Below are 15,519 nucleotides of genomic sequence, written 5' to 3'. Positions count from 1 at the left end.
TGCGCTGTGGGAGCCGTTCAGAACGAACCGAAGGTCGTGCCCAGAACAATCACCGCAACCAGCGCCAACAGGGCGCCGACGATGCCGACCATCACGATGTCGAAATAGCTCTCGCGATGTCCCTGGCCGCACACCGCGAGCAGGGTGACGACCGCCCCATTGTGCGGCAGGCTGTCCAGCGTGCCTGCGCCGATCACCGCGACCCGGTGCATCAGTGCGGGGTCGAGGCCGATCGTCGCCGCCAGTTGCATGTAGGTGCTGCCCAGCGCGTCGAGCGCGATGGTCAGGCCACCCGAGGCCGATCCGGTCAGCGCCGCGAGGATGTTGGTCGACAGTGCCAGCGACACCAGCGGGCCTCCGCCGATCCCGAGCACCCATTCACGCACCGCCTCGAATGCAGGCATCGCCGCGACGACGGCGCCGAAACCTACCAGGCTGGCGACGCCCATCACCGGCAGCACTGCCGCGTTGGCGCCTGCGTCCACGGTCGCGCGCAGCGACGGCAGGCGTTTCCAGTTGAGCGCGATCAGCACCACGATGGCCACCGTGAGTGCCACCAGCACGGCCCACACGCCGCCGACGTTCGCCAGCGTGATGCCACCGAAGCGCGGCTCGGAAAGGAAATCGGTGTCCATGCGCGGCAGCACCACCAGCGCCATCACCAGATTGACCAGTACCACGATGGCAAGCGGCAGCAGTGCGACGACGACGCTGGGTTGCCCGGTGCCGTGTTCGCCGTGCTCGATTTCCGCGGGATCGAAACTGCCGGACGTCGTTGCACGTTCGCGCACGACAGGGTCTTCGGACGCGCTCACGTGCTTGTCCAGCGCCACCGCGCCGTAGCTTTCGCCGGCCCGCCGCGCGGACCCTTCAGCGCGCCGCAGCCACCACATGCCGAAGCCGAGCATGATCGCCGAGGCGATCAAACCCAGCCCTGGCGCGGCAAAGGCCGTGGTGCCGAAGAAGGGCATCGGAATTGCGTTCTGGATGGCGGGAGTTCCAGGCAACGCCGACATCGTGAACGTGGAAGTCCCCAGCGCGATCGCCGCCGGCATGAGGCGGCCCGGAATGTCAGCTGCGCGGAACAGCGCCTGCGCCATCGGCGCCAGCACGAAGAACGCGACGAACAAGCTGACGCCGCCATAGGTCACGAGCGCGCCCGCCAGGACGACGGCGAGCATGGCGCGCTTCGGCCCGAGCTTTTCGGTCATAAAGCGTGCGATTGTCTGCACCGAACCGCTGTCGTCCATCAGCTTGCCGAAAATCGCTCCGAGCAGGAAGAGGGGGAAGAACTGCGCCAGGAAGCCGGCCGCCGAGGTCATGAAAGTCTGCGTCCAGTGCGCGAGCAAGGGCTCGCCGGCGAAGAGCGCGGCAACGAGGGCCGCCATCGGCGCCAGCACCAGAACGCTCCAGCCCCGATACGAGAGCCAGATCAGCAGCCCGAGGCCGACGAAGATTCCTGCGAGTCCCATGCTTCAGACTCCTTCGAGCAGCGCGTCGAGGTCGAGCGTCGAACGCTTGCCGATGTCGCCTGCATGCGCATCGATAAATGCGGTTGCCGAGCGCCGGCCTTCGTCGCGCAGCTTGCAGAGGAACTCCCACTCCGCGATCAGCTTGGATGAGTAGCCGAGTTCGAGCATCGCGTCCGTGGAAATCCGGTGAATGCGCATGCGCGCCCAGGCTGCGCCTTCGCCGTGACCCGGGTCCGCCACCTGATGCAGCATCGCGACCATGCGCAATTCCTTCAGCAGCGGCGAGTTGAACGAGATTTCGTTCAGGCGGTTGTTGATCTCCTGCGCCGAACGCGGAATGCCGGGACGTTCCACCGGGTTGATCTGCACGAGGATCGTGTCGCTCGAACTGCATTCACGGATCAGCGGAGTCATGGTCGGATTGCCCGCATAGCCCCCGTCCCAGTAGGGCTCGCCATCGATCTCGACCGCATGGAACATCGTCGGCAGGCAGGCCGATGCGAGCAGCACGTCGGGGCCGATCTCCGCATTCCGGAAGACGCGCCCGCGGCCGGTGCGCACGTTGGTCGCGGTCACGAACAGCTTGATGGGGGAGGAGGCCAGCCGGTCGAAGTCGATCAGCTCGGCCAGGATGCCGCGCAATGGATTCATGCCCCGCGGGTTGAGGTCGTAGGGCGACCACAGGCGCGTCGCCATGTCGATCGCCATGAAGGCCGGCGAATTGTCGAGCGTCCAGCGGCCGCTCATCATTTCCATCCAGCTGCGGCGGAAAGGACTGAAGCGGGCCGCCTCGGAAACGCCGCGCCAGAAGGTCTCGAGCGATTCGCGTGCGCCATCGGCACCCGCCCTTGCATGGCCGCAAGCCAGCACCGCGGCGTTCATCGCGCCAGCGGACGTGCCCGAAATGCCGTCGATCCGAAACCATGGCTCTTCGAGCAGTCGGTCGAGCACGCCCCAGGTGAATGCGCCATGCGAGCCACCGCCTTGCAGCGCAAGATCGATCGGGAGAGTTTTCAAGGGGAGACCTCCAAGGCCGAAGCCATTGCCCAAGCGGACGTTGTAGAGAGAGGATGCACGCAAGCAATGGCCGAGCCAGCTTGCCGGAGTGAGGCGACGGGCATCAGGCGGATATGCGCCGAATCACGACCGAGGCGTCGAGCCCTTCATAGGCGCCTGGCTCGCCATACCAGGTGCCGGAGATGGGCGCCGCGAGCGCCGGATCGCGCGCCACGCCCACGCGGATCAACTGGTTGCCGCCGAGGAAGTTGTTGGTCGGGTCGAAGGCCACCCAGCCCGCGCCTGGCAAGTAGGCTTGAAGCCATGCGTGCGTGCTGCCGGCGCCTGTGACGGAACCATCGGCCGAGTCGCTGGCGATTTGCGTGTCGAGTGCGGCGTCGTAAAGATAGCCGGTGACAAAGCGCGTCGCGATGCCCAGGCGGCGAGCGGCTTCCATCATCAGCAACGCGTAGTCGCGGCAACTGCCGCTGCCCAGAGCGAGCGTCTGCAGCGGTGTCTGCGTGCCTTCCTCGTCGCGCGCGGCGTACGTCAGGGTCTGTCCGATGTGCGCGTTCATGCGCTTGAGCACGTCGAAGGTGGCATTGGGCGCATCGATCTGGAGAAACTGGTGGGCCCAACGGATCAGCGTGGCGTCGGGATCGTCGTGGTGCGGGCGCAGGTAACAGTCGAGGTCGAAGCGGTCTTGCAGGGAATACGCAAACGGAATGACTTCGGCCGATGGGTCCAGCGCCAGCATGTCGACGGTGCTGGGCACGTGCTCGATCGTGAAGCGGCAGACGATGCGCAATTCAGTCGCTTCGCCCAGCGGATACACGAGCGCGACCGAATTGGAGTGAGGGTCCAGGATCATCCGTACGTTGGCTGTCGGGCTCACCTGCAGGTCGGTCGCGAGCACACGCAAGTCATGGCTCTCGCGGGGCCGAAACATCACGCGATGCATCCCGAAGGTGACGGGCGACCTGTATCTGTAGACCGTGGTGTGCGTGACGTCGTAGTGAATGGGCATGCGCGCATTGTGCTGCGCGGAAGGAGATCGGGCGACCCCATCACATGGACGATGTCGCGCGCGACGTGTCCAATGCGCTCGCGAGCTTCGCCGGCAGCGGCAGCGGCTCGCCGTGCCAGCGCGCGGCAAGCACTTCGGCGCAGAGTGCCGCGAAGCTCATCCCGCGCGAGCCCATGGCGGTGCAGAGCCAGGCGCTGTTCTCGTTCGATGCATCCACCGGTCCAACGAGCGGGCGCCGGTCGCCGGAAGCGCAGCGCACGCCTGCCCACGCTTGCACATTGCCCTCGGCGAAGGCTTCGGCGAGCTGCGCGGCCGCATCGGGATGCAGTTGTCGGAGTCGTTCGAAGTTGACCTGACGCTCGCCCAACCGCACCGATGGATCGCTGCTGTGGCGGTCGAAGGTCGCGCCAGCCAGCCACAACTTGCCGGCTTCGTCCGGCACCCCGGCAATCAGGTGACCGTCGCCGTTGACCGGTACGTCAGGCAAACGCGCGCCCGAAGGCGCGACGCCCCAAGCCACTTGGCCACGCACGGGCTGCAGCGGAAAGCGGGGTGCGAAGGCGCGGCTTTCAAAGCCGGCGGCAATCACGACGCGATCGGCCTGCGCCAAGGCTGCGCCGGCGCCGTCACGGAGCGTCCAGCCTGACTCGATGCGTTCAATGCGTGCCACGTGGCGGCCTGTCTCCACGCGAACGCCCGGTCGCTTGAGCCATGCGTCGACGAGCCGCGCGGGCCGCACCCATCCGGCGCGTGCGTGCCACAGCGCGACGGCATCGCACGGCAAACCCGCGTCTCGCAGTTGCGCCGCCGTCGCATGCCATGACTCGTTCGGGCCTTCGGCAGTCCAGCCGTCGGGCACACGTGCATCTCCGGCGGCGCGCCGCTCGATCACGCCACTCGCGCGCCAGTCGCGCCCTTCGTCCAACCATTGCATCAACTGCTGCCACACCGCGCGAATGCCCGCTCGCGTGAGGCGCGAGAGCAGCGCATCGTCTGGCGACACATGCGGTGCCAGCACACCGACCGGCAGCCCGGATGCGCCAGCCGCAGGGCGCGCAGCCGCATCCAGCACGGTGACTTTCCAGCCACGCCGCGCGAGACTTGCCGCGACCGCCGCACCGGCCAGCCCCGCGCCAACCACCGCGCAATAGCCGGGCTTTGCTGGCGGCGCCGGTTCGGGCCCACGCCGCCGGACCTCCCATGCAGGCGCGAACACCGCCTGAAGGCAATCCCTTTTGGGTGGCAAGCCAGGTGCCTTGGTCACTTCGAATCCGAATTGCGTCAGCGCCGCCCGAACGCTGCTGGCAATCGTCCAGGTGGCCGCACGCGTTCCACGCCGAGCGAAACGCGAAACCGCCTTCAACGTTTCGGCCGACCACATCGCCGGGTTGCGCTGCGGACTGAAACCATCGAGAAAGATGCTGTCCGCTTCAAAGCGCTGGGCGCGCAACATCGGCTGCACGTCCCCAATGCAGAGCGTGAGCAGCACCCGACCTTCGTCGAACCAAAGCCGATGAAACCCTGGCAGCAGCCCGTGCCATTGACCGGCCAACATTTCGGCCAGCGGCATCAACTCGGGATAGGTGCACGCAGCCCGCAGCAAGTCTTCCCTCGAGACCGGATGCCCCTCCACGGAAACGAAGTGCAGCAACCGAGGCCGCCGCGGATCAGCCCGCCAGGCCTCCCAGCTTGTCAGGAAATTGAGTCCAAACCCAAACCCAGTTTCGAGAATCCGCCATTGCGCCTCCCCGCCCCAAGCCGCAGGCAGCCCACACCCGCCCAGGAACACATGCCGCGCCTGCGCCAGCGCCCCCGTTTCCGAGTGATAGATATCGTCGAAACGCGCGCTACGCGGAACCCCGTCCGACCGCCAATCAACAGGTTCAGCCATGTCCAATCCGAGCTATGCCGACAGCGAAAGTCCAGAAATACCGCGGAACCGGCTCAGCCGGGCTGCTGGTATTGCCCCCGGTAGGGGGTGGAGAGCGACACGAAGTGCGCGAGCCTGGGGGCGAGCAACAGGAATACCGCGGAACCGGCTCAGCCGGGCTGCTGGTATTGCCCCCGGTAGGGGGTGGAGAGCGACACGAAGTGCGCGAGCCTGGGGGCGAGCCCTATTGCGGCACGTAGCCCTGCGCGACGTCCGCACCGCCGCCGAAAAAATGGTTTTCCATCTGGCGCGCCAGGTACTGCCGCGCCCGCGCGTCGGCCAGGTTCAGCCGGTTTTCATTCACAAGCATCGTCTGCTGCTTCAGCCAGGCCGCCCACGCTTCCTTGCTGACGTTTTCCCAGATGCGTTTGCCGAGTTCGCCGGGGTAGGGCGGAAAGTCGAGACCTTCGGCCTCTTTGCCGAGCTTGATGCACTGGACCATGCGTGCCATTTGGATGCCTTTGGGGTGTCTTAGTTGATTTTGCTATTTAGAACTGAGAACTCAGTCGTTCTCTATTCCATATGCCGTATCCAGAATACGTCGCTTCAGCTTTATGCCATTTACGAGCACTAGACCATGAGCCTTCGCCGCGACTTTATCAAGCTTTCCCTCGGTGTCGCCGCCGTTGCGGGCTTCGCCCTGACGGCATTGCCGTCGTTTGCACAGGGGGTGACGCTGCTCAATGTCTCCTACGACCCGACCCGCGAACTGTATGTCGACTACAACCAGGTTTTTGCGAAGTACTGGAAGGCCAAGACCGGCCAGGACGTGACGATCAAGCAGTCGCACGGCGGCTCCGGCAAGCAGGCCCGTTCGATCATCGACGGCCTGGACGCCGACGTCGCGACGCTCGCGCTGGCCGGTGACACCGATGCGCTCGTCACGCACGGCGGCCTCGTCAAGCCTGACTGGCAAAAGCGCCTGCCGCACAACTCGGCGCCCTACACCTCGACCATCGTCTTTCTCGTGAAGAAAGGCAATCCCAAAGGCCTGAAGGACTGGGACGATCTCGTGAAGCCGGGCGTTCAGGTGATCACCCCGAACCCGAAGACTTCAGGCGGCGCGCGCTGGAACTACCTTGCCGCCTGGGAATTTGCCAAGCGCAAGTACGGCGGCGATGACAAGGCCAAGGACTTCGTGGGCAAGCTCTACAAGAACGTGCCCGTGCTCGACACCGGCGCTCGGGGTTCGACCATCACCTTCGTGCAGCGCGGCGTGGGCGACGTGCTGCTGGCGTGGGAAAACGAGGCCTTCCTCGCGCTGAAGGAATTCGGGCCGGAGAAGTTCGACATCGTCGTGCCGTCGGTCAGCATCCTGGCGGAACCGACCGTAGCCGTGGTCGACAAGGTCGTCGACAAGAAGGGTACGCGCGCCGTGGCGGAGGAATACCTGAAGTATCTGTATTCGGATGAAGGCCAGGACGTGGTCGGCCGCAACTATTACCGGCCGACATCGGAGAAGGCGAAGGCAAAGTACGAAAAGCAGTTCCCCAAGCTCACGCTCTTCACGATCGACGATGCATTCGGTGGCTGGACCAAGGCCGACAAGACGCACTTCGCCGATGGCGGCACCTTCGACCAGATCTACCTGAGCAACAAGTAACGCGCGCGGCCATGACTGTTCTTCTGATTGCCGGCAGCCCTTCTGCGCCTTCGCGCTCGGCCGTTTTGCTCGACGCCGTCTCGGCGCGGCTTGCGGAGCGCGGTGTGCCGGTGGATCGGCTCGCGATCCGCGAACTGGCCGCCCACGCCTTGCTGTTGGGGGAGGCTTCGCATCCAACGGTGCAGCACGCGGTGGAGCAGGTCCGTCGGGCTGACGTCATCGTGATCGCGACACCGGTCTACAAGGCTGCCTATAGCGGTGTGCTGAAGGTGTTTCTCGATCTGCTGCCGCAGTCGGCACTCAAGGGCAAGACGGTGCTGCCGCTGGCGACCGGCGGCAGTCCGCATCACATGCTGGCGCTCGACTATGCGCTGCGGCCGGTGCTGCAGTCGCTCGCAGCGCGACACATCCTCCCGGGTGTGTATGCAACAGACGGGCAGGTGACGCTGCAGCCAGAAGGGGCGTATCAGTTGCAGGCCGATCTGGCGCAGCGCCTGGACGATGCGGTCGAGACATTGGCGAGCGAAGGCCTCAAGCTGCCGGCGACCTGGGGCTTCGAGCCTGTGGCTTTCTCGCGCGTGCGATGTAGCGTCTGACGGATCGTCCGTTGACGCAGCGCCCATGGCGGCGCTTTCTTTCCCACTTCCCCAATTCCATTTCGTTCCGATTTTTGGCCGCTGCGCGGTCCGGGGCGAGCTACGTCTGAAAGAAGCAAATGCAATCATCCTCGACCCGCCGGCAGCTGATCCAGGGCGCCGCCGCAGCGATCGCGCTGCCAGCAATGGGCGCATGGGCACAGGCACCGGCGCCTCGGGGCGAACGCCAGCTCCGAATCGGCAACCAGAAGGGCCAGTTGAGCCTGCTCAAGGCTCGCGGCACGCTGGAGAAGCGGCTGGCGCCGTTGGGCGTGACGGTCAAATGGACGGAATTCACGGCGGGCCCGGTACAACTCGAGGCGCTCAATGTCGGCTCGATCGACTTCGGCGATGTGGGCGAGGCGCCCCCCATCTTTGCGCAGGCCGCGGGCGCGCCGCTGGCCTACGTCGCCGCCACCGTGCCCCGGCCTGCGGCGGAAGCAGTGCTGGTTCAGCAGGATTCGCCAATTCGGACGGTCGCTGACCTGAAAGGCAAGAAGATCGCGCTCAACAGGGGCAGCAACGTTCACTATTTCATCGTCAAGCTGTTCGAGAAGCACGGGCTTCCGTACAGCGACCTGAAATTCGTTTTCCTGCCGCCCGCCGATGCGCGCGCCGCCTTCGAGAAGGGCTCCGTCGATGCCTGGGTGATCTGGGATCCCTTCCTCGCGTCCGCGGAAAAGTTGCTCGGCGCCCGCATCCTGGCCGATGCGAGCGGGGTGGTGGGCAATCGCGCCTACTACTTCTCGTCGCTCGACTACGTGGCGAAAAATGCGGACGTATTGGCCGCGGTGACCGAAGAGATCAACCGCGTCGACCATTGGGCCGCTGCCAACAAAGATTCGTTTGCCGCGGAACTGTCGACCATCTGGGGGCTGCCCAAGCCCGTCGTCGATGTGACGGTTGCGCGCTCGGCATACGGCACGTCGCCAATCACCAAGGCCATCCTCGGTGAGCAGCAACAGATCGCCGACACCTTCTTTGCCCTTGGCTTGATCCCGCGAAAGATCCGCGTGTTCGACGCCGCCTCGGCCAATATCGCCTGAGCGCACGGAGGCACCACCATGACTGCTTCGCTTCCAAGCTCGTCGGTTGCTCGCCGTCGCCTGCTGCAGTTGCTTGCGCTCACCGCGGGCACCTGGGGGCTGGGCGGTCCTATCGCGCTGGCACAGCCTGTGAGCGCGTCGCCTTCGGCCGCTGAGCCTTCCCCGCAGTTGCAGCTGCTCAGAATCGGCTATCAGAAATCCGCCGCCAACCTGGTGATCGTCAAACAGTCGGGCTGGCTCGAAAAGCGCTTTCCGACCACGAAGATCGGCTGGATCGAGTTTCCGGCCGGACCGCAGTTGCTCGAAGCCTTGTCGGTCGGAAGTCTGGAGTTCGGACTCACCGGTGATTCGCCGCCCGTCTTTGCCCAGGCCGCCGGCAAGGATCTCGTCTATGTCGGCGCCGAGCCGCCCAAGCCGGACAGCTCCGCGGTGCTCGTGCTGAAGGACTCGCCGCTCAAGACTCTGGCTGACCTCAAGGGACGAAAGGTGGCGCTGCAGAAGGGCTCGAGCGCGCACTTCCTCCTCGTGCGCGCGGTCGAGAAGGCCGGGCTGCAATGGAGCGATATCCAGCCCATCTACCTCGCGCCGGCCGATGCGCGTGCGGCCTTCGAGCGCGGCAGCGTCGACGCATGGGCGATCTGGGACCCGTTCTACGCCGCGACCGAGCTTGCAATCCATCCGCGTGCGCTGGCGACGGGCCGCGGGCTTTCGAACAACAACTCTTTCTACCTGGCGTCGCGTGCGCTTGCGGAGCGGCACCCGGCGGTGATCAATGCGCTGTTCGAAGAGCTGACGCGCGCCGACCGGCTGGTGCAGCAGGACCGGCCCGCCGCGATCAAGCTCATCGCGGAATTCAGCGGACTGGATGCCGGCATCGTGAGCCTGTTCCTGCAGCGGCGGCCGCCATCGCCGGTGGGTCCGATCCAGCCCGCGACCACCGCCGACCAGCAACGCGTCGCGGACGCCTTTCTCAAGCTGGGGCTTATCCCCAAGCCGGTGGAAGTCGCCCGAATCGTCTGGCACCCCGACGCCGCCAAACCCTGAAAGCACATCCCATGAATATCTTCTGGTTCCTTCCCACGCATGGCGACAGTCGCTATCTCGGCACCACCGAGGGCGCTCGCCCGGTCGACCTGGCCTACCTGCAGCAGATCGCCGGCGCGGCCGACAAGCTGGGCTATGAAGGCGTGCTGATCCCGACAGGGCGCTCTTGCGAAGATCCGTGGGTGATCGCGTCGAGCCTGATCGGTGCGACAACGCGCCTCAAGTTCCTCGTCGCGGTACGACCAGGATTGCATCAACCCAGCCTCGCCGCGCGCATGGCCGCGACCTTCGACCGGCTCTCCGGCGGTCGTGTGCTCGTGAACCTCGTGACCGGCGGCGACCAGACCGAGCTCGAAGGCGATGGGGTGTTCCTCGACCATGCGGCGCGCTACGAGCAGTCGGCCGAGTTCATCCGCATCTGGCGCGAGATCATCGCTCGCAGTCATGAAGGAAAGAGCTTCGACTACGACGGCAAGCATCTGAGCGTGAAGGGCGCGAAGCTGCTTTTCCCGCCGACGCAAAAGCCGTATCCACCGGTGTGGTTCGGCGGTTCGTCGGCAGCGGCGCACGACTTGGCCGCCGAGCAGGTGGATGCCTATCTCACGTGGGGCGAGCCGCCAGCAGAGGTGGCAAAGAAGATCGCGGACGTGCGCGAACGTGCAGCGCGCAAGGGCCGCACGGTCAAGTTCGGCATCCGACTGCACGTCATCGTTCGTGAGACCGAGGACGAGGCGTGGCGCGCGGCCGAATCTCTGATCAGCCGCGTCGACGATGAAACGGTGATTCGCGCCCAGAACGCCTTTGCGCGCATGGATTCCGAAGGCCAGCGCCGGATGGCTGCGCTGCACGCGGGCGGTGCGAAGCGCACGCGCGCCGATCTGGAGATCAGTCCGAACCTCTGGGCCGGCGTAGGGCTGGTGCGCGGCGGTGCGGGGACGGCGCTGGTGGGCGATCCGAAGACTGTCGCGGCGCGTATCGAGAAATACGCCGCGCTTGGCATCGAGAGCTTCATCTTCTCGGGCTATCCGCATCTGGAAGAGTCCTATCGATTCGCCGAGCTGGTGTTTCCGCTGCTGCCACGCAAGCAGCGCCCGGGCTTGCCGGGTGAGACGCTGACCGGCCCCTTCGGCGAAGTGGTCGCCAATCTCGATGCGCCTTCGCGTCTTCTGTCGCAGAGCTGAGCAGTACCCAGCAGTACCCAGCCAAAGGATTCACATGACTGAACAAGTGCAGACTTTGCCCGCACAAACTCCCGCATCCACGTCGGCGCCGTTGCTGGGCGCCGTCAAAGGCTTCGGGGTCTCGGTAGCGAAGCGCCTCGTGCCCTGGCTGGTGCCGGTAGGCCTGATCGTGGCGTGGCAGATTGCGTCATCCCTCGGATGGCTTTCGACGCGCGTGCTGCCTGCACCGGTCGACGTCATCAAGGCGGCCTGGACGCTGGCTGCGTCGGGCGAGCTGTGGACGCACGTCAAGGTGAGCGCCGGTCGCGCGCTGGGCGGCCTGGCCATCGGCGGCGGCTTCGGCCTTGCCCTGGGGCTGCTCACCGGGTCGGTCCGCTTCTTCGAGACGCTGCTCGATTCGACGATCCAGATGGTGCGCAACATCCCGGCGCTGGCGTTGATCCCGCTGGTGATCCTGTGGTTCGGCATCGAAGAGTCGGCCAAGCTGTTCCTGATCTCGGTGTCGGTGTTCTTTCCGATCTACCTCAACACCTTCCACGGCATCCGCAATGTCGATCCGCAGTTGATCGAGATGGGCCGCACTTACGGCCTCACGCGCTGGCAGCTCTACAAGGAAGTGATTCTTCCGGGCGCGATGTCGTCAATCCTGGTCGGCCTGCGCTTTTCGCTCGGGCTGATGTGGGTGATCCTCATCGTGGCCGAGACCATTTCCGCGCAATCGGGCATCGGCTATCTCACGATGAACGCGCGCGAGTTTTTGCAGACGGACATCGTGCTCGTCGGCATCTTGCTCTACGCGCTGCTGGGCAAATTGGCCGATCTGTTCGCGCGCGGACTCGAACGCTGGTGGCTGCGGTGGCATCCGGGCTATCGCGTTGCGAAGTGATGAAGTGACGACAACAAAGTGAACACCATGAGCGCCATCCCCCACATCCCGCAAATCCCGCGCAGTCCATCGGAAGAGCCCGGCGGCGTCCGGCTCGATATTCGCGGCCTCTCCAAGCGCTACGGCGACCGCGAAGTGCTGCGCAATACGCAGCTTTCGGTCGAGCCTGGCCAATTCATCGCCATCGTCGGCCGCAGCGGATGCGGCAAGAGCACGCTGCTGCGGCTGGTCGCAGGTCTTGAAGAGGCTTCGGAGGGTGCGCTCTATACGGACGGCAAGCCGGTTGAGGGTCTGCACGACGACACACGGATCATGTTCCAGGAGGCGCGACTGCTGCCGTGGCGGCGCGTGCTCGACAACGTGACGCTGGGCCTGCCCGCGCAGAGCCGCCGTCACGGCGAAGAGGTCCTGGCGCAAGTCGGCCTTGCCGAGCGCAAGAACGAGTGGCCGGCGCGGCTTTCCGGCGGGCAACGACAGCGTGTTGCGTTGGCACGCGCCCTCGTGCATCAACCGCGCCTGTTGCTGCTCGACGAGCCTCTGGGTGCGCTCGACGCGCTGACCCGCATCGAGATGCATCGCCTGATCGAGAACCTGTGGCAACGCCATCGCTTTACTGCGCTGCTGGTTACGCACGATGTGCAGGAGGCGGTGGCGCTGGCCGATCGCGTCATCCTGATCGAGGACGGCCGCATCGCGCTGGACGAGAACATCGCGCTCGCACGGCCGCGCTCGCAGGGCGATCCGGCCTTCGCAGCGATCGAGAAGCGAATCCTTGATCGGGTCCTGCAAAAACCGCAAAGCCCCGAAGCCGAACCGGCCAACGACACCCGCTGGGCCGATGGACCCGCGCACGTGCTGCGCTGGGCCGTATGAGCGCTTCATCCAGTTCAATCACCCAACCGAAGGAGTTTTCCATGTCCATCCAAGCCATCAACGTTCGCAACCAGTTCAAGGGCAAGGTCCGCGAGATCATTCGCGGCGACGTCGTCTCCGAAGTCGATGTGGAGACCGCCTGGGGCATCGTGACCTCGGTCATCACGACGCGCTCGGTCGACGAGCTTCAGCTCAAGCCGGGCTCCGACGTGGTCGCGCTGGTGAAGTCGACCGAAGTGTCGATCGCCAAGCTCTAATACGGGGATGATTCAACTCAAAGATATTCATCAGATCTACGACGGCCCGAGCGGGCCGGTCGAGGCTCTCAAGGGCATCGACCTGACGGTGGCGCCGGGCCAAGTGTTCGGCGTGATCGGGCGCAGCGGCGCGGGCAAGAGCTCGCTCGTGCGCACTATCAATCTCCTCAATCGCCCCATCCGCGGCAGCGTGCGGGTGGATGGGCGCGAGCTCACGGCCATGAACGATGTCGAACTGCGCAGCGCGCGGCAGGGCATCGGCATGATCTTTCAGCACTTCAACCTGCTGGCGTCGCGCACCGTGTACAACAACGTGGCCTTGCCGCTCGAACTCGCCGGCCTCGGTGCCTCGGAGATCAAGGGGCGGGTCGATCCGCTGCTGGAACTGGTGGGCCTCACCGGGCTGCGCGACCGCTATCCGGCGCAGATCAGCGGCGGTCAGAAGCAGCGCGTCGGCATCGCGCGGGCATTGGCCAACCGGCCGAAGGTGCTGCTTTCGGACGAGGCCACCTCGGCGCTCGACCCCGAGACCACGCGCTCGATCCTCGCGCTGTTGCAGCACATCAACCGCGAATTCGGCCTGACTGTCGTGCTCATCACCCACGAGATGCAGGTCATCAAGCAACTCGCGCAGCAAGTCGCGGTCATCGACCATGGCCGCATCGTGGAGCAGGGGGCCGTGCTCGATGTCTTCACGCGGCCGCAGCATGAAACGACGCGCAGCCTGCTCGACGACATTGCGCCACAAGAACTGCCTGAAAGCGTGCTTGCGCGCATCCGCGCGCTGATGCAAGACGACGCCGCACATGCGCCTCAGTTGCTGCGCCTGGCCTTTGCAGGGGACGATGCGGCGGACCAGCCGCTGCTTTCGCAGGTGATCCACCGGTTTGGCATCGACCTGTCCATCGTGCATGGGCAAGTCGACGAAATCCAGGGCCGGCCTTTCGGCTCGCTTGCCGTGCTGGCGCGCGGAGCGGGGGAGTCGGTCGCTTCGGCTGTGGCCTATCTGCGGGGCGCCGGCGTGGTGGTGCAGGAGGTGGCCCATGTTTGACGTCTTCACCAGGCCGATGCTGGAACTCTTCGCCGCTTCGTTGTGGGAAACCATCGTGATGGTCGGCATCTCGGGCTTGATCGGCGCGCTGGTGGGTGTGCCGCTCGGCGTGTACCTGCATCTCACGGACACCGGTGGCGTGCTCGAGAACCGCCCGGCCAATCGGATCGTCGGTGCCATCGTCAATGCGGTGCGCTCCACGCCCTTCATCATCCTGCTGGTCGCGATCATTCCGTTGACGCGCTTGCTCACGGGCTCGTCGATCGGCACTGCGGCCGCCGTGGTGCCGTTGAGCCTTGCCGCCGCTCCTTTTGTCGCGCGGCTGGTGGAGACATCCCTCCGCGAGGTCGATCGCGGACTGGTCGAAGCTGCGCAGGCCATGGGCGCAACCACGCGCCAGATCGTGTGGAAGGTGCTGTTGCCCGAGGCTCTCCCGGGCATCGTGGCCGGCGTGACAATATCTTTCGTCAGCCTCACCGGCTATTCGGCGATGGCGGGCGCGATCGGCGGCGGCGGACTGGGCGACCTCGGCATCCGCTACGGCTATCAGCGCTTTCTGCCCGAAGTGATGCTGGCTGTGGTCATCGTGCTGATCCTCTTCGTGCAGGCGCTGCAAAGCGGCGGTGACTGGCTCGTGCGCAGGCTCAGCCACAAGTGATTTTTCTCTTTTTTTCTCTCAAGGAACTCGTTTCATGATTCACCCCAAACGCAAGCTTCTTCAGTCGATCATCGCAATGACGATCGTCTCGGGCTTTGCGGCCGTGCCCGCGCTCGCTCAGGACAAGCCGATCAAGGTCGGCGTCACCGGCGGGCCGCACGCACAGATCTTCGAGCAGGTCAAGAAGGTGGCCGAAAAGGACGGACTCAAGATCCAGATTATCGAGTTCAGTGACTATGTTCAGCCCAATGCCGCGTTGGCCGCGGGCGACCTCGACGCCAACAGCTATCAGCACAAGCCCTACCTCGACCAGCAGATCAAGGACCGCAACTACAAGCTGGCGGACGTGGCCTACACCGTCAATTTCCCCATTGGTATCTATTCGAAAAAGGTCAAGAGCCTGAACGACCTGAAGGAAGGCGCCCGCTTCGGCATGCCGAACGACCCGACCAATGGCGGGCGTGTGCTGCTCGTGCTGCAGGACCAAGGGCTGATCAAGCTCAGGCCCGAAGCCGGGCTCAAGGCGACGCCGCTCGACGTGATCGAGAACCCCAAGAAGATCAAGTTCGTGGAAGTCGATGCGGCCCAGTTGCCGCGCACGCTGGATGACCTCGATGCCGCCGGCATCAACACCAACTTCGCGCTGTCTGCTGGCCTCAACCCCGGCAAGGATGCGATTGCCAAGGAAAGCGCGAAGAGCCCCTACGTGAACATCCTCGTCGTGCGCGAGCAGGACAAGAGCAAGCCGTGGGTCGCCAAGCTGGTGAAGGCTTATCACTCCGATGAGGTGCGCAACTACATCCAGACCGAGTTCAAGGGCTCGGTGCTGGCGGGCTGGTAAGAGGGACGGCCGGACTTGC

Annotated in this window: 16 protein-coding genes; 11 read left to right on the top strand and 5 right to left on the bottom strand. The window is 65.1% G+C overall.

Annotated features, from left to right (window positions below):
• Positions 1 to 17: 17 nt before the first annotated feature.
• From AC1DMA_RS02410 to AC1DMA_RS02390, 5 genes are all read right to left on the bottom strand, one after another.
• The gene (locus tag AC1DMA_RS02410; protein ID WP_478143113.1) at positions 18 to 1,472 is read right to left on the bottom strand and encodes a GntP family permease; all 1,455 of its coding nucleotides are present in this window, start codon (positions 1,470 to 1,472) and stop codon (positions 18 to 20) included.
• A 3-nt stretch (positions 1,473 to 1,475) separates the two neighbouring features.
• A complete protein-coding gene (locus AC1DMA_RS02405) occupies positions 1,476 to 2,489 on the bottom strand; it encodes a patatin-like phospholipase family protein (RefSeq protein WP_478126395.1) in 1,014 nt (337 codons plus the stop codon).
• Between the two features lie 103 nt (positions 2,490 to 2,592).
• A complete protein-coding gene (locus AC1DMA_RS02400) occupies positions 2,593 to 3,495 on the bottom strand; it encodes a transglutaminase family protein (protein ID WP_478143112.1) in 903 nt (300 codons plus the stop codon).
• Between the two features lie 40 nt (positions 3,496 to 3,535).
• A complete protein-coding gene (mnmC, locus tag AC1DMA_RS02395) occupies positions 3,536 to 5,386 on the bottom strand; it encodes a bifunctional tRNA (5-methylaminomethyl-2-thiouridine)(34)-methyltransferase MnmC2/FAD-dependent 5-carboxymethylaminomethyl-2-thiouridine(34) oxidoreductase MnmC1 (RefSeq protein WP_478143111.1) in 1,851 nt (616 codons plus the stop codon).
• A gap of 223 nt (positions 5,387 to 5,609) precedes the next feature.
• The gene (locus AC1DMA_RS02390; RefSeq protein WP_478126392.1) at positions 5,610 to 5,876 is read right to left on the bottom strand and encodes an oxidative damage protection protein; all 267 of its coding nucleotides are present in this window, start codon (positions 5,874 to 5,876) and stop codon (positions 5,610 to 5,612) included.
• A gap of 126 nt (positions 5,877 to 6,002) precedes the next feature.
• On the opposite strand from AC1DMA_RS02390, the gene AC1DMA_RS02385 reads away from it, so the two are divergent.
• The 11 genes from AC1DMA_RS02385 (at position 6,003) to AC1DMA_RS02335 (ending at position 15,500) form a co-directional block, all read left to right on the top strand.
• Complete coding sequence (locus tag AC1DMA_RS02385; protein WP_478126391.1) at positions 6,003 to 7,028, top strand: sulfate ABC transporter substrate-binding protein; 1,026 nt, start codon at positions 6,003 to 6,005, stop codon at positions 7,026 to 7,028.
• A gap of 11 nt (positions 7,029 to 7,039) precedes the next feature.
• Entirely contained in the window at positions 7,040 to 7,624 is a 585-nt protein-coding gene (ssuE, locus tag AC1DMA_RS02380) for an NADPH-dependent FMN reductase (protein ID WP_478143110.1), read from the top strand.
• A gap of 119 nt (positions 7,625 to 7,743) precedes the next feature.
• Complete coding sequence (locus AC1DMA_RS02375) at positions 7,744 to 8,709, top strand: sulfonate ABC transporter substrate-binding protein (RefSeq protein WP_478143109.1); 966 nt, start codon at positions 7,744 to 7,746, stop codon at positions 8,707 to 8,709.
• Between the two features lie 18 nt (positions 8,710 to 8,727).
• Positions 8,728 to 9,753, top strand: coding sequence for a sulfonate ABC transporter substrate-binding protein (locus AC1DMA_RS02370; protein WP_478143108.1), 1,026 nt, complete (start codon positions 8,728 to 8,730; stop codon positions 9,751 to 9,753).
• 11 nt (positions 9,754 to 9,764) lie between these two features.
• Positions 9,765 to 10,934, top strand: coding sequence for an FMNH2-dependent alkanesulfonate monooxygenase (ssuD, locus tag AC1DMA_RS02365; RefSeq protein ID WP_478143107.1), 1,170 nt, complete (start codon positions 9,765 to 9,767; stop codon positions 10,932 to 10,934).
• 34 nt (positions 10,935 to 10,968) lie between these two features.
• Positions 10,969 to 11,820 (top strand): aliphatic sulfonate ABC transporter permease SsuC, encoded by an 852-nt coding sequence (ssuC, locus tag AC1DMA_RS02360; RefSeq protein WP_478126386.1) that lies wholly within the window; start codon positions 10,969 to 10,971, stop codon positions 11,818 to 11,820.
• A 27-nt stretch (positions 11,821 to 11,847) separates the two neighbouring features.
• Positions 11,848 to 12,693 carry an ATP-binding cassette domain-containing protein gene (locus AC1DMA_RS02355; RefSeq protein ID WP_478143106.1) on the top strand — a complete coding sequence of 282 codons (846 nt, stop codon included), beginning with the start codon at positions 11,848 to 11,850 and terminating at the stop codon, positions 12,691 to 12,693.
• A 41-nt stretch (positions 12,694 to 12,734) separates the two neighbouring features.
• Positions 12,735 to 12,950 carry a TOBE domain-containing protein gene (locus AC1DMA_RS02350; protein ID WP_028250350.1) on the top strand — a complete coding sequence of 72 codons (216 nt, stop codon included), beginning with the start codon at positions 12,735 to 12,737 and terminating at the stop codon, positions 12,948 to 12,950.
• A 7-nt stretch (positions 12,951 to 12,957) separates the two neighbouring features.
• Positions 12,958 to 14,001 carry a methionine ABC transporter ATP-binding protein gene (locus tag AC1DMA_RS02345; RefSeq protein ID WP_478143105.1) on the top strand — a complete coding sequence of 348 codons (1,044 nt, stop codon included), beginning with the start codon at positions 12,958 to 12,960 and terminating at the stop codon, positions 13,999 to 14,001.
• On the top strand, positions 13,994 to 14,659 hold the full coding sequence (locus tag AC1DMA_RS02340; RefSeq protein ID WP_478143104.1) for a methionine ABC transporter permease: 666 nt from the start codon (positions 13,994 to 13,996) through the stop codon (positions 14,657 to 14,659). The genes AC1DMA_RS02345 and AC1DMA_RS02340 overlap by 8 nt, the downstream gene beginning before the upstream one ends.
• A gap of 34 nt (positions 14,660 to 14,693) precedes the next feature.
• A complete protein-coding gene (locus tag AC1DMA_RS02335; RefSeq protein WP_478143103.1) occupies positions 14,694 to 15,500 on the top strand; it encodes a MetQ/NlpA family ABC transporter substrate-binding protein in 807 nt (268 codons plus the stop codon).
• Positions 15,501 to 15,519: the final 19 nt, after the last annotated feature.

This window comes from Variovorax sp. 05N34 (genome assembly GCF_056397405.1).
Note: the sequence above shows the minus strand (reverse complement) of the source record. Positions and strands in the feature narration are given on the sequence as shown.

What these genes read in the sequence shown, in the direction of transcription:
- AC1DMA_RS02410 (WP_478143113.1), bottom strand. Translation starts at nt 1,472, where the DNA reads ATGGGACTCGCAGGAATCTTCGTCGGCCTCGGGCTGCTGATCTGGCTC.
- AC1DMA_RS02400 (WP_478143112.1), bottom strand. Translation starts at nt 3,495, where the DNA reads ATGCCCATTCACTACGACGTCACGCACACCACGGTCTACAGATACAGG.
- mnmC (WP_478143111.1), bottom strand. Translation starts at nt 5,386, where the DNA reads ATGGCTGAACCTGTTGATTGGCGGTCGGACGGGGTTCCGCGTAGCGCG.
- AC1DMA_RS02390 (WP_478126392.1), bottom strand. Translation starts at nt 5,876, where the DNA reads ATGGCACGCATGGTCCAGTGCATCAAGCTCGGCAAAGAGGCCGAAGGT.
- AC1DMA_RS02385 (WP_478126391.1), top strand. Translation starts at nt 6,003, where the DNA reads ATGAGCCTTCGCCGCGACTTTATCAAGCTTTCCCTCGGTGTCGCCGCC.
- ssuE (WP_478143110.1), top strand. Translation starts at nt 7,040, where the DNA reads ATGACTGTTCTTCTGATTGCCGGCAGCCCTTCTGCGCCTTCGCGCTCG.
- AC1DMA_RS02375 (WP_478143109.1), top strand. Translation starts at nt 7,744, where the DNA reads ATGCAATCATCCTCGACCCGCCGGCAGCTGATCCAGGGCGCCGCCGCA.
- AC1DMA_RS02370 (WP_478143108.1), top strand. Translation starts at nt 8,728, where the DNA reads ATGACTGCTTCGCTTCCAAGCTCGTCGGTTGCTCGCCGTCGCCTGCTG.
- ssuD (WP_478143107.1), top strand. Translation starts at nt 9,765, where the DNA reads ATGAATATCTTCTGGTTCCTTCCCACGCATGGCGACAGTCGCTATCTC.
- ssuC (WP_478126386.1), top strand. Translation starts at nt 10,969, where the DNA reads ATGACTGAACAAGTGCAGACTTTGCCCGCACAAACTCCCGCATCCACG.
- AC1DMA_RS02355 (WP_478143106.1), top strand. Translation starts at nt 11,848, where the DNA reads ATGAGCGCCATCCCCCACATCCCGCAAATCCCGCGCAGTCCATCGGAA.
- AC1DMA_RS02350 (WP_028250350.1), top strand. Translation starts at nt 12,735, where the DNA reads ATGTCCATCCAAGCCATCAACGTTCGCAACCAGTTCAAGGGCAAGGTC.
- AC1DMA_RS02345 (WP_478143105.1), top strand. Translation starts at nt 12,958, where the DNA reads ATGATTCAACTCAAAGATATTCATCAGATCTACGACGGCCCGAGCGGG.
- AC1DMA_RS02340 (WP_478143104.1), top strand. Translation starts at nt 13,994, where the DNA reads ATGTTTGACGTCTTCACCAGGCCGATGCTGGAACTCTTCGCCGCTTCG.
- AC1DMA_RS02335 (WP_478143103.1), top strand. Translation starts at nt 14,694, where the DNA reads ATGATTCACCCCAAACGCAAGCTTCTTCAGTCGATCATCGCAATGACG.